Genomic DNA, 22,153 nt, shown 5'->3' with positions numbered 1-22,153 from the left:
TACTCACCTCCTAAGTGTCTTTAACATGAAATTAGTGGAATATTCACATGTCCTTAACTCAGCTTCTTTAGTCCTGGCTGCAGTGTGCGCTGTTAAATAAAAATTTGGTTGCCTTAATAACTGATCATTCTTAGCAGGAGGCTCACTGCTGAAAACATCAAAATAAGCACTTCTGATCATATTTTTCTTTAGTGCATCCAATAAAGCTTCTTCGTTGACAATACCACCCCTAGCAGCATTTATTAAACAAGCATTACGTTTCATCTTTTTAAATTCATCACTATCAATTGTGTTTCGAGTTTTTTTGGTTAATGGCAAATGTAACGTCAAGTAATCAGAATTTTTCAAAAGTTCATCAAAAGAAACTTGTTTAATACCAAAAACTTTTTGAGTTTCGTGATCAATATTAAAAATGTCGTGAACTAGTACAGTCATTCCTAACTGGCTTGCCTTTTTTGCTAAAATTTTACCAATTGCTCCGAAGCCATCAATGCCCAATACTTTTCCCTCAATTTCAATATCGGTAGGCTTGTCCCACTGTCCAGCTTTTACTTTAGAAAATGTATTAAACAAATTTTTGGCATCGGCAAATATAAAAGAAAGAACATGCTCTGCAACTGAATTAGAATTAGAGCCTACGGTCCTGCCTATTTCAACATTTTTCTTTTTTGCTTCTGTTACATCGATGTTATCAATACCAACACCAAATTTGCATACCGCTTTTAAATTGTGAGCTACATCAAAAACTTCACTGTCAACCTTATCAACACCCACGATGATTCCATCTGCATCCGTTGCTTTTTCTTTAAATTGTTCATATGAATATTGAGCACCAGTTTTGTTATAGTCAACAGTAAAACCAGCATCGATTAGTTCTTGAATATATTTCTGACCCACATTTGCAAAACCCCTTGGAGTTATTAAAATTTTCATTTTACGCCCTTTCTAAGCCATAATTCCTGTTGCTGTTAAAATTATGGCTAAAATCATTGTTACTAGCAGAATTCTAATAAATTTCGGTCCTTTTTTATCAATATAAAAGTACATGCCCATTGTTAGTAAAAAAGGCAACATGCCTGGAAGTATCTGATCTAAGATCTGTTGAATACTCACTCCACCAGCTTTTAATGCAATTGGAAATTTTACATAAGATGCTGACAAACAACCTATCATAAACAGTCCAACAATACTTGCTACATCAATAACTCTTTGAAGTAACCCGGATTTCAGCAACTTCATAACAGAATTACGACCTAACTTATAACCTTGATTTATTAAGAAAAATGACCAGCAATAACTCCAAACGAGATAGATAATTCCCGGAACAAAAGCTGCCCAAACTGCACCCTTTAAGGCCATAGGAACAAAAATTGCCAGCGGAATTGTTGCAACAATACCTTGATCTACACTGTCTCCTATACCGGCTAAAGGTCCCATTAAACCGACTTTCAATGACTCTATCATCTCAGGTGTAACATTTTTGTTTCCCTGGGCCCTTTGTTCTTCCAAAGAAATAGTAATGCCGTGAATGATACTTCCCCAATCACAATTGGAGTTAAACATTTGCACGTGACGAATCATTGCATTTTGATATTCTTCGGGATCATCACGATAAACTTTTTTTAGTATATGACTGATTGAAAAACTAAATGCCAATGCCTGCATTCTATCAAAGCTAACCGGTACTTCTACCGCTAAACACCACTTTGCCCATGCCTTAACTATATCTAGTTTAGTTATTTTCTTATTTTTTTCTTTTGAGCTATCCATTTTTATACCTCCTCTTTTTCTTCAGCATCATCATTTTGTTGTAATAAAGAGAAAATTAAAGCGATTGAAATTGCAAATACTGCTCCTGTTAGCATTGAAAATTTCATAGTAGCAAACATAAAATATCCTAAAACAAAGAACGGAATATATTTTTTCTTTCCCATAACAACAATTGTTAAGGCAAAACCAAGAGCTGGAAGCATCATCCCTGCATTATTTAAACCATTCATTAGCCATACTGGAATAATATTTACAAATGCTTTTAACACTGAAGGACCAAATAAGGTTGCCACAAATACTGGAGTGAAATATAAAACAAAGTTACAAGCCCAAGGAATAAGAAACTCCCATTTGTTAACCGCATCAAACTTTTTTTCAGAAATAAGTTTGTCTACTCTTGTATTAAAAAATGAGTTAAAAGTCCTGCGTAAATTATTAATTAAGACTCCTAATACACTAAAAGGAACTGCTAAAGCAACAGCTGCTCCTGGCTTTATACCACTTAAAATTGCTGCAGGAACTGCTATACATGTTGCTAAACTTTGATCTGCTGGAATGTTTCCTCCAGCTTCAATACCGCCCATCCACATTAACTGAATGGTAGCGCCATATAACAAGCCAGCTTGAACATTACCATATATTAAACCAATTAAAGTACCCGTAACTACGGGCTTTCTTAAAGCATAGGCCACATAATATTCTGCTCTGCCCATACCCAGCCAATATAAAATACCAACTAAAATAGCCTTTACAATCATTTTCTTAACCTCCCTTTAAAGCTTTTTCAAAGCTTCATCAAGTTCTATTGATGGATAATCAGGTGTTGTCTGAAGATAAATATGAATGCCTTTTTGCTCCATTTCCTTCAATTTTTGGCCATCTTCCAAATTAAGTGTGATTGCATTGTTTACTGCCTTTCTGTCCTTACCTCCACCTAAGCCACCAATTTGAATTTCATTCATTTTGAAACCCTTCATAACAGCTTCATAAATTGAGGGCACAGTTTTAAAAAGCAATAAACAATGTCTTTTATCAAAAGCACCTTCCTGTTGTGCTTTTATTGCTTCATCTACTGAAAAAATTTTAATTTTAACACCTGCTGGTACAGCCATTTTGAAAACTTCTTGCATGAACTCATCATTACTCAATGCTGTGTCAATAGCATCAATTTCATTGATATCACACTGTTTAATCCATCTTGTAATAACTTGACCATGGATCATTCTATAATCTACTCTTGTTAATCTTACTGACATTATTTTTCCTCCTTTTACTTCAATGATATTTGAATACGCTTTCAAAATGTACGTAATAAAGTACAAAAATATTAGAAATTATTTGTGCATTTGTACGAATACAAATTTCCTTATTCTTATTAAGCTATCAATAAAAAAATAAGGAGGAATTGATAATGACAGAAGCAATTGAAACTATGAAACGAGTTTTAGACAATGAAGCAGAAGCAATTGAACAAGTTAACAAGCAAATTTCGACAAATATGAATGACTATCAAGCAGTAATAGCAGCTTGTCAAAATTGTCACGGAAGAATAATTTTTATGGGAGTAGGTAAAACAGGACATATCGGTCAAAAATTAGCCGCAACTTTTTCCAGCCTAGGAATTCCTTCTCTTTTCGTACATGCCGTAGAAAGTATGCACGGAGATCTTGGTATGATTACTAAAAATGATATTGTTATCATTTTGTCAAACAGTGGTGAAACCAAAGAGACTCTTGCACCTATAAAATTTATTAAAAAGATTGGTGCAAAAACTATAGCAATGACAGGTGGCGTGACCTCAACTTTAGCTAAAAAGTGTGATTACAAATTAATAATTCATGTTAAGAATGAAGCTGATAATTTAAATTTGGCTCCAACTTCCAGTTCGACGGCTGAACTAGCAGTTGGTGATGCATTGGCTTGTGCTTTATCAGAGAGTAAAAATTTTACTAGAAAGGATTTTGCAGGTTTTCATCCAAATGGTGCTTTAGGAAAAGAACTATTTGGAAAATAAAACTGATTGTTTTTATGACACAAAATAAAAAAATTCGCTTAAATACTAATTTAGCAGTATTTAAGCGAATCTTTTTATAATTATATTCTTTGATTTTTAGGTCAATATTTAAATAATTAATGACCCTACAATTTGCTAAATGGGCCATAATTTTTTTCTTCATATGGTGTTGTCTGAAAGTAGAATTTGGCTCCCATTTTTTTGCATAATTTAATTAAATCCAAATCTGAAGCAGCAAATTGCTTGTCTAACCCAGCCATTGTTAATCTGCTGCTTCTGTATGGAACTTGAATATCTTTATAAGACATACCCATTTTAATTGATTTTAAAAGTGTTTTATAAGAACTGAAGACTAAGATTATATTATACTTTTTATTTACTTTTTTTAATTTGTTTAGCGTGGAGTTCAAAGATTCACTTGAAACTATTTTTAATTCTTTATTTTCTGGGATTCCCAGTTTTAGAATATGATAGTAAAATCCGTTAACATGCTCGTTATCATCAACTATTAAAAAATAATTTATATTTAAAAATCTACTCCATGTTAAAACAATTGTTGAATGTAAAAGTCGATTATCAACTCTGACTAATTTTACGTTTAATGACATTTTATTTACCTAATTTTTATATATTTTATGTAATTTAAGAAAGAACCTACAAAAACTTTATTTTGAAAATTATTTCGGATATTAAATCCAAAAATATTTTGTTCTAACTTATTTATTCGGTACAATAATGTGTTTTTATGAATAAACATTTTTTTCGCAGTGAGAGATAAATTAAAATCACAATCAATTAAATTTTCTAAAACTGATTTAACTTGTTTCAAATCCATATTTTCTTGCTCAATTTTTTCAATGTAATTATCAAAAGAATTATAAAACTCCTTACTGGTCATTATTAAGTAAGTCAAATAATAATCTTTAAAAAATACTACGGAACCAGTTTTGGGAGTAATGTAATCTTTTAGCCAAAGTGCTTGCAGGTAGCTTTGTTCATAATCATTAATATTGTTTACTAAGGTACCTACATAAAACGTTGTATTTTCTAATCCCCAATCTTCAAGATCTTTTAGCATAGCTGTTAAAAATTCTTCGTAGCCATCAAATTGTTTATCGTTTATATGCATAAATAAAATGATGGTATTTTCATTTATTTCAGAATAAAAAGTTTGATTATCGTTAATCCTATATTTTAAATTAATTAATACATCACTCGCAAATGAATGCAAATTTACACAAACTATCGGAATTCGATAAATGTTACTTTTTAAAAGAACTTGTTTCATCAAGGATAAACTAATGTTTATACTATTACCGTAAATAATCGATTCAATCAATTTTTCATTAGCAGAAAGAATTCTATCTCTTTGTTGTTTTTCGTTTTCTAACTCTATACGGGTTTTAAAAGTTTCAAACAATACAGAGCCAACATCATCCAAATATTTATATGCTTCTTTTGTTTTTACCACCAAGTAACCATAAAAAATATCTAAGACTTCAATTTTATATATAGCAACATGTGAATTACTTTTTTTTAAGAGCTTTAAATTAAGATCTGAGGTATCTTCTTGACTACTATCTATTAATTGGCCTTTGGTATCAAACAAGCTAATAGAAATATTTGAATCTTTTTTAACCACTTTTTCGAAATCCTGAAAAATAGCTTTTAAATTCATTTTTTATTCCAGTTTAACCTTTAAATAACCTATTCATTCAACCAGATTTTTTGTAAATCACAATTTCAGTGAAACAGTATAGCACAAGGAATTAAAAAATGTTGAGTACTTTTAGGTAATCAATAATTCTTTTACCAGTAAATCTGATAAAAACTGGTATCCTTCTGCTCCAAAATGCAAACCATCATTTAATTGTCCTCGACAAAGATTTGTTAAGTCACCACGTTTAATCATAGCTTGAAATAGGTTAATAAAATGCAAATTATAAGTTTCGGCTAGTTTTATTAATTCTGCAGTATAAATAGCTATTTCACGATTGATTCTATTTTTTTGTCTGGTTTCATCAACTGCAGGCCGTGAAATCAAAATTACATTTTGCGGATAATATAAACAAATTACGCTGGAAATTATGAGAGAAATATTTTTACTAAATTGTGTAACCGGAACATTTTTGTGCAGGGTCAAGTCATTAGTTCCCAAGAGTAGAATTAATTTGTCACAACGCTCAACTTTTAACACTAAATCTGGCAATAATGCGTAAAATGCTCCTGAGTTAATACCAGAAACTGCCGTATTAATTAAATTTGTGCCTGGTATTTTTTCTTTTATCTCTGCATTAATACGAGGCTCTTTTAAGCCTTCTTTGCGTGCAATAATGCTATCCCCTGTTAACAGTAGTTTCACGAGTCTCACCTAACTTTTCATAAAAAAAACTGTAATCACAGAGAGTTGAGACTACAGTTTAATATCTTAACGAGGATTAATTTTACTATACTTCATATTTTTAAATTCATATGCACTATACTTATTAGTTAAAGTTTTAGATTTAAAATATTGATTTATTACTAGACCATTTTCAGGATTACCTTGAAATAGTACTTTATGATTTTTACCTGCGATCGATTCTTTTTTAACTATAAAAGCATAGCCATTTTTTAAGGATTTTTCTTGGACTGGGCTTAGAATAATCCATTTGTTACCATTTATTTTCTTACTTGTAACACGCATGTATTTAGCAAGTTCATCTTTGTTACTTTGTTTCCAGGCATTAGGCATTTGCCAAGGATATTTTCTTGTTCCTTTAACAAAACCTGTTTTCACAACTTTAACATAATCATTTGCCCAAGGAGTATTAAACGCAGTCTTGTGAATAAACATGGGGCTCGGTGTGAGATTATTGTTGCTAAACCACTTACCCCGCCAAGTCTTGGGAAATTTAAATTGCTGCCCCAGTCTAAGCTGGCTCTTCTGATTTTGCGCAGCTTTCGCCGTTTGCGGTTCGTTTGCTTTAATTGGTACACCAAGTGATAGAGTGAGAGATGCTATGGCAATTAATGCAGTGATTTTTTTAGACATTTATTTTCTCCTAAAATACTTTTTATTATATAGTAATAATTATAAACTGGCTGCTCAATTTAAGAAATACATTTTTTATGAAAAAACTGGTTCCATTTAAAACCAGTTTTTAATTCTAAAATATATATTTACTTTTTCTGATATTGATTAAAAACAGGAGCATATGTCTCATTCTTAAAATGATAATTCTGATATTTCTGTGCTAATTTTGGTGAACTGTAAAATTGATCATAGATTTCGCCAGTCTTAGGATTAGCTTCAAACATTACTTTCTGGGTTTTACCGTCAATTTTTTTATTTTGTAAACTGAAAGCATATCCGATTTTGATATTATTTTCATCTATTGGGCTAAAGACAATCCATTTTTTGTTGCTAATCTTATTAGTTGTTACTCGACCCAAATGTTTGAAAATTTTATCATGCTTGGTAAACCAACTTTGAGGCATTTGCCACAAGTACTTATTCGTACCTTTTACTTTACCGGCTGAAACTAATTCAACGTATTCTCCAGTCCAAGGTGTGTTGAAACCATTTTTCTTAATAATCATGTTGCTCAAGTGACCATGTGTATTACTAAACCACTTGCCCCGCCATGATCGTGGAAATTTGAAATCTCTTTTAAAGCCATACTTAGTTTTATTACTGATTTTCTTAACGGATTTTTGCACCTTAATAGTCTGAGCTTGATTTGTCTGGCTATTAATAATTCCACCTGCTGCAGCTAAAGCAATTACTGTTGCTGTCCAAATAGCAGTTTTACGAAATTTCATAGTATTGACTCCTTACTATAATTTTTACCTCATATTATGGACAGGTATTTTCCTTATTGCAAGCGGTATCACTGAAAGTAAACAAAAAGCCACTATGAATAGTGACCTCGATTACTTAGGAAAAATGCATGAAATTACCATTCTCCGTATCTTTTTAGCTCTTTAGGCTTATGACCTCCATATTTTTTAGCCAGCTTGCCTGTTTTCCAATAAACATTAGTAATTCTAAATGAGGATGTAGTTCTATCAATTAAAACCGTATGACCTTTGTAATGATATAAGCCAAGACTCTCACCAGATAAAACCGGACTTACCCACGGATACATGGATATGTATTTTATACCCTTATCTTTTTTAAACTTTACTGGATAATATGTTCTCGACCAGTTCCGAGCCGCCTTTGGTATTTTGGTACCTTTAAAATTAGCTTCTTGCTTATGCAATGGACTCCCGGCAATCGTGTGGGCAGTAATCTTTATCTTATTAATTTTCTTTGCTTTAATTCCATTGATGTCAAAATACTTGCCATACCATGTGCCGCGCATTTTTTTAGGTACAGTAAATTTTCCTAAGTCTCCCTTAACATGCTTTGCCTCTACAACTTTATTAAAATCCGCAAAATTACTATTGCCTTGACTAACACAAATTCCTAAAACTAGCAATACCAAGAGGGCTACCAATATTTCTGCTAGTTTAAAATTAACTTTCTTTTTCATTTTACTGCCTCATTTTATTATTTATATATAAATTATTTATAAAATTATATTATTTTCTATTTTATTAAAAATCAAGCATAAACTAAATATCTTTTGGAACAAACAAAAAAAGTTTCTACAAATTGCAGAAACTTTTTGTTAAATTGCATTTAAAATTAATCTTGGTAGTTTACTAATTCCAAGAAGGAATCTGGTTTAAGTGAAGCACCGCCGACTAAGCCACCATCAATATCAGGTTTAGCCATTAATTCTTTAACATTGCCTGGATTTACAGAACCACCGTATTGAATTCTAACATTCTCAGCAGTTTCTTCATTGTACAAATCCTTGACAGTATCACGAATAGTCTTGCACATTTCTTCAGCTTGATCTGAACTGGCAGTCTTACCGGTTCCAATAGCCCAGATTGGTTCATAGGCAATAACTAAACTGGCAACTTGATCCGCAGATAAGCCAGCAAGTGCAGCTTTGATTTGACTAACTACCCAATCTTCTTGCTTATTAGCCTCACGTGTTTCAAGTGATTCGCCACAGCAAATAATTGGGGTAATATCATTAGCAAATAAAGCTTTAGCTTTCTTGTTAATATCTTCGTCTGTCTCGTGGAAGTAGCCACGGCGTTCAGAGTGACCAATAATACAATAATTCATACCCATTTCTTTTAAAACTTTAGGTGAGGTTTCACCAGTGAAGGCACCTTCATCTTCGAAATAAGCATTTTCGGCACCGACCCTTAATTCAGAGCCGTTTGCAGCTTGAGCTAAACTTTCAAGGTCAACAGCTGGAGCACAAATCAAAGCTTCAACTTTACTTGCTTCTGGCAATTTATCCTTTACAGCAGCAACAAACTCAGTTGTTTGCTTAGGATTCATATGTAATTTCCAGTTACCAGCAATAATTGGTGTACGCATGTAAATAATGTCCTTTCTTTAAATTTACTTGTCTGAAATGCAGGCAATTCCTGGTAATTCCTTACCTTCAAGGTATTGCAAGGAAGCTCCACCACCAGTTGAGATGTGGGTGATCTTTGGAGCAATACCAAGTTGTTTAGCAGCAGCTGTAGAATCACCACCACCGATAATAGTTGTAGCATCAGTTAAATCAGCAAGTGCCTTGCCTACTTCTAAAGTACCTTCAGCAAAGTTTGACATTTCAAAGGCACCCATTGGTCCGTTCCAAACAACTGTCTTGGCATCTTTTAAAACATCTTTGAACTTGGCAACAGTCTTAGGACCGATATCAAGACCCATCATGTTTTCGGGAATGTCATCTTCTACAACTTTGCGAGCTGCATCATTAGAAAACTCAGTAGCTGCAACATTGTCAACAGGCAAAACAATTTTACCATCAGCGTCTTTCAACAATTTTTTAGCAAGATCTACTTTATCTGGTTCAAACAAAGATTTACCGATTTCATGGCCTTGAGCTGCTAAGAATGTGTAAGCCATACCACCACCAATTAAAATGTGGTCAGATTTTGGAATGAGGTTAGTAATAACATCGATCTTGTCTGAAACCTTAGCACCACCTAAAATTGTAACGAATGGATGTACAGGGTTAGCAACAGCATCACCTAAGAACTTGATTTCTTTTTCCATTAAGAAACCGGCAGCAACAGGCTTGCCATCCTTCTTCATGGCTTCAGCGATACCAACGTTAGAAGCGTGACTTCTGTGAGCAGTACCAAAAGCATCGTTAACGTACATGTCACCTAATGAAGCCCAGTATTCACCTAACTTAGGATCATTCTTGCTTTCACGTTTGCCAAAGTCATTGTCGATATCTTGGAAACGAGTGTTTTCTAAAACAGCAACGTCACCGTCTTGCATCTTGGCAACAGCGTCTTCAACTTCTTTACCTTCGTTAGCTGGAACAAAGGTAACTGGCTTCTTTAAGAGCTCGCTTAAACGTTCCGCAACTGGTTTTAATGACAATTCTTTCTTGTCATCATCTGACTTTACACGTCCCAAGTGACTAAGAAGAATAGCCTTGCCACCATTTTCAATGATGTATTTAATAGTAGGAAGTGCAGCAACAATTCTGTTGTCATCGCCAATCACACCATCTTTAATTGGCACGTTAAAATCAACACGGACTAAAACCTTTTTGTCTTTTACATCAAGGTCAGAAACAATTAATTTAGCCATCTATATCCTCCGATAACTTAATTATTTTTAATTTTGAAAAAAAGGCGGAAGGAAGAATTTCCCTCCGCCTTCTCTTTTACCACTTAACAGTAATCAAACAATACAGATTAAAGAGTAGCAAATTTCAACAAAGTACGAACCATTTGGCAAGTGAATGAGTATTCATTGTCATACCAAGCAACAGTCTTAACTAACTGATTGTCACCGGCAGTAGTTACCATAGTTTGAGTTGGGTCAAAGATTGAACCAGCAGTCATACCAACTACATCACTTGAAACGATTTCATCATCGTTGTAAGCAAATGATGGGCTTTCGTACTTCTTCAATGCTGAGTTAACTTCGTCAGCAGTAACTTTCTTGTCAAGGATTGAAACTAATTCAGTTAATGAACCATCAGTAACTGGAACACGTTGTGCGTGACCATTAACTTTACCATTCAATTCTGGAACAACAAGACCGATAGCCTTAGCAGCACCAGTTGAGTGAGGAATAATGTTAACAGCAGCAGCACGTGCTGAACGCTTGTTACCACCACGAACAGGACCATCCAAAAGCATTTGGGTTGAAGTGTAAGCGTGGATAGTAGTCATAGTAGCTACCTTGATGCCAAACTCTTTTTGCAAAGCATCAACCATTGGTGCTAATGAGTTAGTAGTACATGAACCAGCTGAAACGATCTTGTCGTTTGCATCCAAAGTGTCATCGTTTACTGAGTAAACAATAGTCTTCAAGTCATTGCCGGCAGGAGCTGAAATCAAGACTCTCTTGGCACCTGCGTCAAGGTGAGCTTGTGACTTAGCTTTGCTGGTGTAGAAACCAGTACATTCAAGAACAAAGTCAACACCATCATTCTTAACCCATGGAATGTTTTGAGCTTGAGGTTCTGCGTATACACGGTATTTCTTGCCATCTACAACGATTGAATCTTCAGTAGCTGAAACTTCGTGGTCAAATGTACCATGAGTTGAGTCATATTTTAGCAAGTGTGCCAAAAGTGCTGGAGTAGTCAAGTCGTTAATAGCAACAACTTCAATATCCTTTGACTTTTCGCCCAAGTCCATAATGCGACGGAATGCCAAACGACCAATACGGCCAAAGCCGTTAATACCAATTTTAACTGTCATATTCTAAAGTCCTCCTTAAGAACTATGTAAGAACTGTAAACATCAATTTATTTTAAATGAGAATTATTTCTCCTTTAAAATCTTCTCTGAGGCTCCTTCATCAGTAATTAACCAGGTTTGATGGGGAGCATTAGGCATATAAGCCTTGATTGCTTTGGCCTTGCGGCCACCGCAAGCAAATGCAAATATGTGGGGTATTTTATTTAGATTCTCAAACTGCAAGCCAACCTGATGCACGCGGTCAACAATCTTTCCTTCGCCATCGAAAAAACACCCAAAACATTCGGTGACTACTTTTTTTTCACGCAATTCAGACAAGCGAATTGAATCGTATCCTCTGCGCCTAGCCATATCGTGTGCCAGTCCAATTCCATGAATTACTACATCCGTTTGTGAAATATCTTCAAGCACATCGGTAAAAGTAGATTCACGAATCAAGGATTTGTAGGCTGCTGAAGAAATCTGTTCCGGTAAATATAAAGTTTTGTATTTACCACCAGTTTCAGCTGCCATCTCTTGAACAATAGTATTGCTTTGAATCGCAACATTTTCACCCAAGGCCCCACGACCTGGCACAAATACCAGTTGTCGATTTTTACTTAAACTTTTAGACAAATTCCTAGTAGATCTTGCAAGAGCTTCGCCACCAAGAACAGTAATAATTGAATGTCCTAAAGGTAAAATCAGATCTAGAGCTGCATTAAGCTCTTCACCCATTCTCTCATAAACCAATTCCTGTAAATCGCTATCTCCCGGTACAATGATTGTCCGTTCAATACCAAGTCTACGCGCTAAATCAATTTCTGATTTGCGAGCGTTAAACAGGCGATCTATTAGAGGTGCGGCCTCCTGCAATATCTTTTTGCCCTTTTCTGTCATAAACATGCCAAAACTTTTGATCTCGATCAAACCATGATCACGCAAATATTCAGTTTCTGTTCGCACATTTCTTTCAGAAAGTCCTAATGACTGAGCCACACTTCTGCGACCAATTGGTGCATTAAATGATATTTGCTCAAGGACTAGATATCTTTGTCGAAAAACTTTTAAGATGTCAGGAACGAGAGCTTCAAGCACGGGAAATTCCGAGTACATTAATATCTCTCCTTCTTCTGGGACGATATTGACCCATTTATTGTCATTAGATGTCCCAGATTGTCTAAAAATATATGAGAAACGTGACTTGACACTGATCAAGTTAATCATTTCTCAATCGACAACTATAGTATAGCAACACCAAGTAAATAATTCAAGTTTAAATGAATCAATTAGAAAGTCTTAATATTTTTGACCAACTCTTATTCTTAAAATAATCTACCGTCTTTTCCTTTTGCTAAAGAAAAAACAATTCAATTTTTAGTTTTTTTCTGTTATACTTGTTGTTGTGTCAATTTGGGTCCTTAGTGTAATGGATCGCACGTAAGATTCCGGTTCTTAAAATCTGAGTTCGACTCTCAGGGGACCCATTGAATTAAAAAGAGTATCTCTTGCAATTTAGCAAAAGATACTCTTTTAGTTTTAAGCTAATAAATTTTGTAAAGCTTTTTGGCTTTCATTATTAAGTTGGCCTTTAAGCAGATAAGTGAATACTGCCCTCATCGCTGTTTTTTTGTTGGCAGCTTGCTGCCAGACAATTGATTTTTCACCGTCAAGCACAGCGGCTGTCACTTCTTCACCTCTGTTTGCAGGCAGACAGTGCATAAACTTAACAGCGGGATTATTTGTTTTAGTTAATAACTCATCATTAACTTGGTATTTAGGATAAAAAATCTTCATGTATTCTTCTTTATCAATCTCTTGGTCATACAGACCATACCAGACATCTGTATATACAAAATCAGCATTTTCTAAAACTTTTTCGTCATCAGATAGTGTAATCGTGCCACCATTTTCCTGCGCTAACTTCTTCGCTTTATCATAAACGGCTGAAGGAACCCACTTTGATCTTGGACCATATTGGACAAAGTGCATCCCCATTTGTGCACACAAAAATAGAGCAGAAAGAGTAATTTGTGTGGCATCTCCTACAAAAACCAGCTTTACATCAGATAGACTTTTTCCTTGAGGCAAAAATTCCTTGATTGTAATTAAATCTCCAAGGGCTTGTGTTGGATGATCGTTATCACTCATGAAATTAACTACGGGTGCAGGCGAATTTTGAGCAATTTCAACAATATCCTCATGACTGGCAGTCCTAACTCCTATGATATCAACCAAGTCGCCCAAAGCATGACTGGTATCAGCTAAACCTTCGTGACCATTTTCTCCTAGTTGAATTTGACCCGGAGCTAAATACAAGGCATGTCCTCCAAGTTCAGTCATGGCAGTTTCAGCAGAACAACGAGTTCTGGTAGATACTTGATCAAAAATCATTCCCAAACTTTTTCCTTTTAATAACGATGGGTAATATCCATGATTAATAGTTTCTTTAATTTTAATACCCAGCTCAGCTAAATATTCCATTTCGTCTTTTGAAAAGCTACAAGTATCAATAAAGTCTCTTTTAACCAAAAAATCCTCCTTATAAATAACTGCTATTTGTGTTGTTGCGTATCATAATACAGGAATTCCGCTTCTTTTAAAACCAATTGGGGTCGAATATAGAAAGTCTTAATTACTTTTAAAACATTTTTGAGTAAAAGTTGAGTATAATTTTCAGAACTAAACTCATAATTGATAGTATTTTTCATTTATAACAATTTCAAAAATAATAAACAAAAAAAGCAGCTTGAAAATCAAGCTGCTCAGTAAATATTTTTAATTCGTGTTACCGGCTGTTAGTTCTCCTCTTTGAGCAAACTCAACATAAAGCTTATTGCCATATGAGGATAGCCCTTCAATTTCACGTCTAACATTCAAATGATGGGTCTTTTTAAATGTACCATCTTTATCAACTTTAAAGATGTAATCATTAAAACCGACATAAAATTGACTGTGCTTTTGATCATAAGTGAATCCTTGAACTGGAGAATGATTGCTTACAAAGTTGCCTTTTGTAGCGCCAACTTCAACAGGAGTCCAAGTGTCACCACTGCGGGTAACTTTCCAATATTCGTAATAACCGTGGCCACCATTGTGAAATAGGCAATACATTGTATTGTCTCCGGCAAATGTAGCATTGTGAATGTATCTTGGATTACCATAGTTAGAAATTCTAAAGGTCCAAATTTGATTAATCTTCATGTCTGACTTACGGATTTGTAAGATTTCTTCAGAAGCATCTGAATTGCTTGAAGTATTATTATTGGCAATTACGTAAACATATTTAGATGATGAACCAATAGCCTGGCCATGTCCTAATTTAACATAAGGACTGACTTTAATATGTGATGCATATTTCTTAAAAGTTGACCAGTTTAAGGTTAATAAGTTTTGAGCCTTAAACTTGTTAATGTGTTTTAAGTCATAAGAAACTAAGTGACCGTTTTGAGCTTTGCTAGAGTTAAAGACCGCAACAGTAAAGTTTGAGCCATGAACAGTGATGCCTTCTGGAATAACACCTACTTGCCCCATTTTGTCGCCAGCCTTGTGGTAGTCAAGACTTACAAACCGGGGCTGGAACAACTTGGTTTTTAACGTTAATCCATTAGCTCTAAAAGTATTGGATCTGGTTTCAGGGGTATAGTGATGAGCTGCATTCCAATTTCTGGAAGAAGACTTGGAACTTCCCTTCCAGGTTGTAACTTCCTTTGGACCCTTCTTAGGGGTTTTATTGGCTCTTGCGATGCCTTCGTTTTTGTCAGAGCGAACAGTCACAGCAACACTAGCCTTAGCTTTGCCATAACTGTAATTAACAGTAGTTTTTCCTGGTGTGCCTGAATTAATCTTAGATTTAGATACATTAACTTTACTTGCGTCAACGGCTGTTCCGGCACTATCAGTCACGTAATTAATAGCATCTTTGGTGTTAAACGAATATTGATTATTTTGTACTAAACTAACTTTATTAGCTACTGAAATTTTATTTCTGGCAAAAAAGTTTTGGTTAACCCAGCCAACAGTACGACCGTCAACAATTATTTTCCAAAACTTGCCCTTTTTAGTATTAATTGACTTCTTAGATTGAATCTGTGCGTGTTTAAAATATTTTGTCGAAGTAAATTTTCCGGATGGTCCTTTCTTCGAAGCATGACGATAAACTGCATAGTTACCATTACCAGCTATTTTAGTGACGGCCTTATGATAACTTTTAGCAGAAATGTAAGAATTATTACTCCCAACAAATAAACCAACTGCGGCTATAGTTCCAGCAACCAGCAGCGTGTTTTTAAATCTTTTTTTCATTAAAGCTTACAACCCTTCTTTTATAATATAATAACAGTTTTGCACTTTTTTAGGCATAAATCAATAATTACCGACGTTATAAAAAATAAACTACTTTTTATTAGATTTTTAAAAACATTTAAGCTAAAATAATAAAATTGTTATCTTAAAATAAGGAGTAGTTTCATGGGTGAAACACCAAACAATTCTAAAAAGATGATGTGGACAACGCTTGCTACTATGGCTTTTTCTATAGTATGGAGCTTCGGCAACGTTGTCAACGGATTTATATATTTTGATGGCACAAAGGTAATTTTCAGCTGGATTGTTATTTTCCTGCTTTTCTTTATCCCTTATGCCCTAATGGTTGGTGAACTAGGGTCTGTTTTTAAAGATTCTGAAGGTGGTGTGGCTTCTTGGATTAACGCCACCATTGGACCTAAATGGGCCTATTATGCTGGTTGGACCTTTTGGGCGGTTCACGTAGTTTACATTTCTAGTAAAGGTACAGGTGGCTTGAGAGGCATGGCCTGGGGTATCTTTGGAAATACTAATTGGTATGACAGCCTGCCAACTGCTTGGACACAACTAGCTACACTAGTAGTCTTTTTATTCTTCTGCTGGGTAGCCAGTCGAGGAATTCCAGTAATTAAAACTTTGTCGACAATTGCTGGTACTTCAATGTTCATCATGTCAATTTTATTTATTATCATGATGTTTGCGGCGCCAATGATTAATCCGCACGCTAATTTCAATACTGTAAACTGGAATTGGCAAAATTTTGTACCAAATTTTAACATTAAGTATTTTACTTCTCTGTCAATTTTAGTATTTGCCGTCGGTGGAGCGGAGAAAATTTCGCCATATGTTAATAAATTGAAAAATCCTTCGAAAAATTTCCCGAAAGCAATGCTAGGCTTGGCCGGAATGGTGATGATTTCAGCTATTTTGGGCACAATTGCTTTAGCATTAATGTTTGATCCTAAGACTGTTAATGGCAATTTGAATGAATACATTTCAAACGGTCCATACATTGCCTTTCAAAAATTGGGTGAATATTACGGAGTTGGCGGATTATTCCTCTACATCTATGCCTGGTGCAATGTGATTGGTCAATTTTCTGCTTTAGTTATAAGTATTGATGCGCCCCTAAGAATGCTGTTAGGAGGCAAAGAAGCTAAAGATTTCATTCCTAAAAAGCTTTTAAAAGTTAATAAACATGGTGCCTACATTAACGGTATTTGGATGATTGTTATTCTTTCTGGTGGAATTATAGCACTTCAAGCCGTTATGCCTGATGCACAAGCAGTAATGGCACAATTGGTCAAGCTTAATTCGATTGTGATGCCTATGCGTTATTTATGGGTTTTTATTGCATATTTGGCTTTACGAAAACAACATGAAAAGTTTCATAACGGTTTTGACAACTACCAAATGACCAAGCATCAATGGCTGGCCTATTTAGCTGGTCTTTGGGGATTGGCTGTTACTATTGCATGCTGTTTAATGGGTATGTACTCATCTGATCCATTTACATTATGTCTAAATATCGCTACCCCTGTAGTTTTACTGCTACTTGGTTTGATTATGCCTACTATCAGACGACATCAAGAAGAAAAATAATAATTATATAAAATCGCCTTGCTTAAGGCGGTTTTTTCTTTAACAAAAATGCTAAACTATAACTAAATAATAAAGGAGATGAGAACTTTGCCTAATTTTCATGATGATGCTGAAGAATTGTTACGTAGTCACCACTTAAAAGCTACTAAACCTCGCTTAAAAATATTAGAATACTTAATGGCACATCATAATCATCCTACTGCTGCTACAATTTATACAGCAATCAGTGGAGACGAGCCTACCTACCGTGCTACAGTTTATAATACTTTAAACAAATTGGTTGATGCCGGAATTGTAATCGAAATAAAAAATGGCGATGATTCTCTGCACTACGATTATTTTGTCAAACCCCACTTTCATATTATCTGTAAAAAGTGTGGTAAAATAGCTGACGTTTATTATCCTGAATTTGATACAATTGAAAACCGCATGAGAACAGAAGCCGAAAAGCAAACTGGGTTCGTCACATCCTCTAGCCATGTTGAAATATATGGTTTATGTCCTGAATGCCAGAAGAAAGAAAAAAGAGCTGAATGATACGGCTCCTAAATTTAAAAAAATATGGGGTCACATCAAAGTGGCTCTTTTTTTGTTTATGATAAATAATTTATTGGTAACTTTCTTTAACCAGATTTATTTACCATTGCTTTTTGCTAACTGATCCAATTCTGCTTCTATAAGCTGAAATTTGAGAACCAAAGTAGATCAGTACAACCTTTTTGTTCTGTATTAAAAGTAAGTTACTTCAGAGGAATGTGACAAAATAAAAATTAATTCTACCCTACTTAATGAATCTCTTTTAATCATGATATTTTTAAATTCATAACTAAAAATTACATTATAATTTTCATTTTTAAATTTTGAGGGTTACCTAATATAGTATAAATCGCTAAATTCTTTATTTTTATTTTGCAAGGCAAGTTGTGGTGTCTTCCAATAAATTTGATCAGTTGCTATTGAGGCACCGCTTGCAGCAACTAAAACTGGTTGACCCATTTCTGAATGCAGACCCAAAAATATACCATCTCCTGCTCCCTGCATCCAAGCTCGAAAATTAATCCATCTGATGCCATGGATCTTTCTGTTCATTTCTCCTGTCATTTTCCAATTTTCGGTTCTTATTTGATAGTTTTTAGACATTTCTCCATAAGTTTTATGTTCAAAAAATCTATCATCGATCCGATGCAGTTCATATTTTTCACCATTTTCAATAGTATAATTTGGGCCAATTGTCGTAGTATTCATACGTTTATTAAAATAACTATACCAGTTACCTCGCATAGCAAGTGGCATGATAAAAGACCCAGCATCACCCTGCATTTTTTGACTCATTAGCTTTGGACTGATCCTTAGATCAAAAATCTTAGTTTTATGGGCATATTCGCTAATTAAATATTCCCAACCATTTCCTTTCAAGTATTGACTCATAGTTCTAAATGTTGCTTGACCCAACTCTTTCATGCCATTATTTGTATATAAATAGACAACATTATCTTGACCGACTTGTTTTAACGTATAAAGCACTTCGTGATCTCCTATTTGGTAAACCACACCAAAGCTCGAAGGTACATGAGGAAAATATTCGCTGTTTTTAACAGCCACAGCAATTCCATTTTCTTTTTCGTCTGCTAATGTTTTTTGCCAATCACCGCCATATTTTTTGGCAGCATATACCGCTATGACAGTAGCTGTTCTTTTAGGATTTATGTTGGAATCAATTGCTTTACGTTTTCTAGGTGCAGATTTAGTCTTAGAATTAGATTCATTTGGTTTTGACTTTACTATTTCAGGAGCAGAAGCAGATTTTCTTTGTGTTTGTTGACTACAAGCCGATAACAATAAAAGCACTAAAGATGAAAAAGCTAAAAATTGCAATATTTTTGACTTTTTCAATTTACCTAACATTTTCAAGACTTTCATTTTTGAATTTTTAAACTCTTTCTTTAACTCTCCGATTGTAATATATTATCATTAATTAGTCTGCTTTAATTTAAGGAAGCAATAAGTAAAAATTTCTAGTGTCAGAAGGCAACTAAATAATAAAAAAAGTTTTAAAAATTAGATGCCTAACTTGAAAAATTTATATTCATTTGTACACGATTTACATTCTTCCTAAATCTAACTACATCTCTTAATTATCTGGCCGAGTTTTATCTTTAAAAATAAATACTTTACTAAACAGATAATTAGCAATAATGACAATTACGTTATCGACAATTTTTACCCAAAAAGCATTTGCATTCATGATCCCAATGCCAATTTTTAAAATCAAAAAATCTATTAATAAACTGAGAATTCGCCAGAAGAAAAAAGAAAAAATTTCTCCAATCATTTCCTTTTTTGTGGGAGAATGTGCATGAAACACATACAGTTTATTAGTAATATAGGCAAAAATGACTGACACCAGCCAAGCCACAAAGGTGGCCATCTGGTAGCCAGTCATATGTTTCTAAGTATATAAATAGTTAAATAATAGCAAGTTAATTAAAGTAGTTAAGCCACCAAAAATCAGATATGCTATTACCTGCCAATATTTCACAATCAAGGTTTTTATTTTCATTACTTATCAAATTATTTAAATCTACAACTTCTTCATCATCTGCTTTTGATTAACAAAGAAATGATTTTTTTCATCCCTTCACTTGAAACTTGATCCCAAGCCGTAATATTCTTTTCAATCGGTTCCTTATAAGCTTTTAATGCTTTTTCATAGCAGCACTGACTTCAGTAACACCGCCACTAAATGCCGTTATTTGGTGTTTGATTTAAACCAATTGATACCAAAGCTGCACCAGCTACCGACATAATCTTTTTTTAAGAAACTATTCTTTTTTACGTTATATACTTCTTTTATACCAATTTAGTTTTGACTGGTAGGCTTATAAGTACCACCTTTATAGTTTGAATAATCAATAGTACTTTGATTTATTAAGATAAAATGGGTAACCGTAACACCATATCCAGCTCCTAAGCCACTATCTGGTTTAGCATTATGAAATGAAACGGCTCCTGTAAGGTTATCATCAGCTAATAATGAAGCTGCATGATGATATTCTGTACCTTCTCTGATTGTTCCGTCTTCTTTAGTAGTGCCTCCAAAGAGCATACCTACTATGGTGCCGTATACAAATTTCTTTGCTTGCGTCATGCTAGTCTTTTCTGTAAATATGCTCGTAGAACCCTCTGTCTGAAAATTAATGCCAGCATCTTCAATGTTGTTCTCATATATATTAAGTCCATTATTATGCGCGGCTTCAACTATTCCCTTTACGTAATGGCCAGTAGGTTCGGTCTCTGTTACAAAACCAAATTTTTTATCCCTTAAATATATTGCAGCTATATCATTTGCCAATTTTTGATTCTTTGGGTCTGTGTGTATTGGCTTTTCATTTAACTGAACTCTAACGGAATTCAACATTTTGACAAAGAAATCACTTAATTCTTTACTTTGCGAATCTGTAAGTGCATTCAAGTCCACAATTTCTTCATCATCAGCTTGCGATTCTGATTTAAACTTATTGGTTTTCATCCCAGTGCTCGAAGCATTATCTAGCGCTCTAATATCTTCAGTAGTTGCACCGCTAGCATCAGCTTTGTTAACCTTTTCCAATGTGTAATCAGAAGGAATAACTATAGTATTTTCAGCATAGTTTGATTCAGAACTATTTGAGCTGTTGTTGTCGCTGCTGTTGGAGCCGGAACCATTTGAGCTATTATTGTCGCTGCTGTTGGAGCCGGAATCATTCGAGCTGTTATTGTCGCTGCTGTTGGAGCCAGAATCATTTGAGCTATTATTGTCGCTGCTGTTGGAGCCGGAATCATTCGAGCTGTTATTGTCGCTGCTGGTGGAGCCGGATTCATTTGAGCTATTATTGTCGCTGCTGTTGGAATTAGTGTTATTTGAACTAGAACCAGTGCTACCCGAGCCATTACTACTGCCACCATTGGAGCTAGAACCATTTGAACCAGTATTGTTGGAACTGCTATCGTTTCCTGTTGGCACACTTATGCTGCCGCTAGAACTTGAATTTGACACTGAACTATTTGTTGCATTCGACCCATTTGAATTGGAACCAGCAGTTGAGCCATTTGAACCATTGCTATTGTTTTCTACTGGCTTAGGGGTTGTTGGTGTTGAAGTATTGTCTGATGTATCATTGTTTGGTTTTACAACAGGTGCTTTTTTAGCCAAAGCACTTACTTTTATGTAACCGTACTTTGTTGAATAGTACTTCTTGCCCTTAATGGTTACTAGGCCACCATATACCTTGATCTTTTGTCCTTTACGAACCTTACTGTTCTTAATTACTTTGCCACTTCTGGTATATAATACTGTCTTTTTGCCTGCTTTACGGGTCTTGCCATCAACATTAGCAGCTTTGATATATTGATTCTTGCCGATCTTGTAGTAAGTTTTGCCTTTAACAGTTTTCTTAGCAAAAACGTGTACTTTTTTTCCTACTTTAATGGTCTTCTTGGTTTTGACCATCTTTTTGCCCTTTTTCTGGTATACCGCAGAATTTGCACCAACAGTTTTGGCTTTTTTGGTCTTCTTAGCAGCACTGACATCAGTGACACCGCTATTAAACGCGTTATTTGGTGATTGATTCAAGCCAACTGATACCAAAGCTGCACCAGCCACCGACATCATCATTTTTTTGTAAAAACTATTCTTTTTCATGTTTAAACTCC

At 34.6% G+C, this 22,153-nt stretch carries 22 protein-coding genes; 3 read left to right on the top strand and 19 right to left on the bottom strand.

Going from position 1 to position 22,153, the window contains the following annotated elements:
- Positions 1 to 3: 3 nt before the first annotated feature.
- The 4 genes from ACZ2M0_RS02135 to ACZ2M0_RS02120 are packed head-to-tail and all read right to left on the bottom strand — an operon-like array spanning position 4 to position 3,026.
- Positions 4 to 933, bottom strand: coding sequence for a phosphoglycerate dehydrogenase (locus ACZ2M0_RS02135; RefSeq protein ID WP_490058344.1), 930 nt, complete (start codon positions 931 to 933; stop codon positions 4 to 6).
- A gap of 12 nt (positions 934 to 945) precedes the next feature.
- Positions 946 to 1,770 carry a PTS system mannose/fructose/sorbose family transporter subunit IID gene (locus ACZ2M0_RS02130; RefSeq protein WP_490058343.1) on the bottom strand — a complete coding sequence of 275 codons (825 nt, stop codon included), beginning with the start codon at positions 1,768 to 1,770 and terminating at the stop codon, positions 946 to 948.
- Positions 1,771 to 1,772: 2 nt separating this feature from the next.
- Positions 1,773 to 2,528, bottom strand: coding sequence for a PTS mannose/fructose/sorbose/N-acetylgalactosamine transporter subunit IIC (locus ACZ2M0_RS02125; protein WP_338211851.1), 756 nt, complete (start codon positions 2,526 to 2,528; stop codon positions 1,773 to 1,775).
- Positions 2,529 to 2,543: 15 nt separating this feature from the next.
- Positions 2,544 to 3,026 carry a PTS sugar transporter subunit IIB gene (locus ACZ2M0_RS02120; protein WP_490058342.1) on the bottom strand — a complete coding sequence of 161 codons (483 nt, stop codon included), beginning with the start codon at positions 3,024 to 3,026 and terminating at the stop codon, positions 2,544 to 2,546.
- Between the two features lie 242 nt (positions 3,027 to 3,268).
- Here ACZ2M0_RS02120 and ACZ2M0_RS02115 point away from each other — a divergent pair, with 242 nt between their 5' ends.
- Positions 3,269 to 3,784: a KpsF/GutQ family sugar-phosphate isomerase gene (locus tag ACZ2M0_RS02115; protein ID WP_490058356.1), complete on the top strand. Its 516-nt coding sequence runs from the start codon at positions 3,269 to 3,271 to the stop codon at positions 3,782 to 3,784.
- 125 nt (positions 3,785 to 3,909) lie between these two features.
- Here ACZ2M0_RS02115 and ACZ2M0_RS02110 read toward each other — a convergent pair whose 3' ends face one another.
- From ACZ2M0_RS02110 to ACZ2M0_RS02055, 12 genes are all read right to left on the bottom strand, one after another.
- Positions 3,910 to 4,392: a PTS sugar transporter subunit IIB gene (locus tag ACZ2M0_RS02110; RefSeq protein WP_490058341.1), complete on the bottom strand. Its 483-nt coding sequence runs from the start codon at positions 4,390 to 4,392 to the stop codon at positions 3,910 to 3,912.
- Between the two features lie 5 nt (positions 4,393 to 4,397).
- Entirely contained in the window at positions 4,398 to 5,462 is a 1,065-nt protein-coding gene (locus ACZ2M0_RS02105) for a PucR family transcriptional regulator (protein WP_490058340.1), read from the bottom strand.
- A 111-nt stretch (positions 5,463 to 5,573) separates the two neighbouring features.
- The gene (locus tag ACZ2M0_RS02100; RefSeq protein ID WP_490058339.1) at positions 5,574 to 6,146 is read right to left on the bottom strand and encodes a GDSL-type esterase/lipase family protein; all 573 of its coding nucleotides are present in this window, start codon (positions 6,144 to 6,146) and stop codon (positions 5,574 to 5,576) included.
- A gap of 66 nt (positions 6,147 to 6,212) precedes the next feature.
- A complete protein-coding gene (locus ACZ2M0_RS02095) occupies positions 6,213 to 6,818 on the bottom strand; it encodes a hypothetical protein (RefSeq protein WP_490058338.1) in 606 nt (201 codons plus the stop codon).
- 128 nt (positions 6,819 to 6,946) lie between these two features.
- The gene (locus ACZ2M0_RS02090) at positions 6,947 to 7,588 is read right to left on the bottom strand and encodes a hypothetical protein (RefSeq protein WP_490058337.1); all 642 of its coding nucleotides are present in this window, start codon (positions 7,586 to 7,588) and stop codon (positions 6,947 to 6,949) included.
- A gap of 134 nt (positions 7,589 to 7,722) precedes the next feature.
- Positions 7,723 to 8,304 carry a hypothetical protein gene (locus tag ACZ2M0_RS02085; RefSeq protein WP_490058336.1) on the bottom strand — a complete coding sequence of 194 codons (582 nt, stop codon included), beginning with the start codon at positions 8,302 to 8,304 and terminating at the stop codon, positions 7,723 to 7,725.
- Between the two features lie 155 nt (positions 8,305 to 8,459).
- Positions 8,460 to 9,215: a triose-phosphate isomerase gene (gene tpiA, locus ACZ2M0_RS02080; protein WP_490058335.1), complete on the bottom strand. Its 756-nt coding sequence runs from the start codon at positions 9,213 to 9,215 to the stop codon at positions 8,460 to 8,462.
- Positions 9,216 to 9,239: 24 nt separating this feature from the next.
- Entirely contained in the window at positions 9,240 to 10,451 is a 1,212-nt protein-coding gene (locus ACZ2M0_RS02075) for a phosphoglycerate kinase (RefSeq protein ID WP_490058334.1), read from the bottom strand.
- Between the two features lie 107 nt (positions 10,452 to 10,558).
- Positions 10,559 to 11,575, bottom strand: coding sequence for a type I glyceraldehyde-3-phosphate dehydrogenase (gene gap / locus ACZ2M0_RS02070; RefSeq protein WP_046331890.1), 1,017 nt, complete (start codon positions 11,573 to 11,575; stop codon positions 10,559 to 10,561).
- 63 nt (positions 11,576 to 11,638) lie between these two features.
- On the bottom strand, positions 11,639 to 12,670 hold the full coding sequence (locus ACZ2M0_RS02065) for a sugar-binding transcriptional regulator (protein ID WP_046331889.1): 1,032 nt from the start codon (positions 12,668 to 12,670) through the stop codon (positions 11,639 to 11,641).
- Positions 12,671 to 13,093: 423 nt separating this feature from the next.
- Positions 13,094 to 14,086, bottom strand: a complete 993-nt coding sequence (gene argF, locus ACZ2M0_RS02060) for an ornithine carbamoyltransferase (RefSeq protein WP_490058332.1) — start codon at positions 14,084 to 14,086, stop codon at positions 13,094 to 13,096.
- Between the two features lie 246 nt (positions 14,087 to 14,332).
- Entirely contained in the window at positions 14,333 to 15,859 is a 1,527-nt protein-coding gene (locus ACZ2M0_RS02055) for an LBA0864 family S-layer associated protein (RefSeq protein ID WP_490058331.1), read from the bottom strand.
- Positions 15,860 to 16,024: 165 nt separating this feature from the next.
- On the opposite strand from ACZ2M0_RS02055, the gene ACZ2M0_RS02050 reads away from it, so the two are divergent.
- Both ACZ2M0_RS02050 and ACZ2M0_RS02045 read left to right on the top strand, forming a co-directional pair.
- On the top strand, positions 16,025 to 17,461 hold the full coding sequence (locus ACZ2M0_RS02050; protein WP_490058330.1) for an APC family permease: 1,437 nt from the start codon (positions 16,025 to 16,027) through the stop codon (positions 17,459 to 17,461).
- Between the two features lie 87 nt (positions 17,462 to 17,548).
- Entirely contained in the window at positions 17,549 to 17,998 is a 450-nt protein-coding gene (locus ACZ2M0_RS02045) for a Fur family transcriptional regulator (RefSeq protein ID WP_490058329.1), read from the top strand.
- Between the two features lie 330 nt (positions 17,999 to 18,328).
- On the opposite strand, the gene ACZ2M0_RS02040 is transcribed toward ACZ2M0_RS02045, so the two are convergent.
- The 3 genes from ACZ2M0_RS02040 to ACZ2M0_RS02030 all read right to left on the bottom strand — a co-directional run bounded on the left by ACZ2M0_RS02040 (position 18,329) and on the right by ACZ2M0_RS02030 (position 22,142).
- Positions 18,329 to 19,381 carry a hypothetical protein gene (locus ACZ2M0_RS02040; protein WP_490058328.1) on the bottom strand — a complete coding sequence of 351 codons (1,053 nt, stop codon included), beginning with the start codon at positions 19,379 to 19,381 and terminating at the stop codon, positions 18,329 to 18,331.
- A 211-nt stretch (positions 19,382 to 19,592) separates the two neighbouring features.
- Entirely contained in the window at positions 19,593 to 19,889 is a 297-nt protein-coding gene (locus ACZ2M0_RS02035; RefSeq protein ID WP_490058327.1) for a GtrA family protein, read from the bottom strand.
- Positions 19,890 to 20,321: 432 nt separating this feature from the next.
- On the bottom strand, positions 20,322 to 22,142 hold the full coding sequence (locus tag ACZ2M0_RS02030; protein WP_490058326.1) for an SEC10/PgrA surface exclusion domain-containing protein: 1,821 nt from the start codon (positions 22,140 to 22,142) through the stop codon (positions 20,322 to 20,324).
- Positions 22,143 to 22,153 lie beyond the last annotated feature (11 nt).

Source organism: Lactobacillus sp. VURO6/B1 (VP7) (assembly GCF_058139575.1).
Note: the sequence above shows the minus strand (reverse complement) of the source record. Positions and strands in the feature narration are given on the sequence as shown.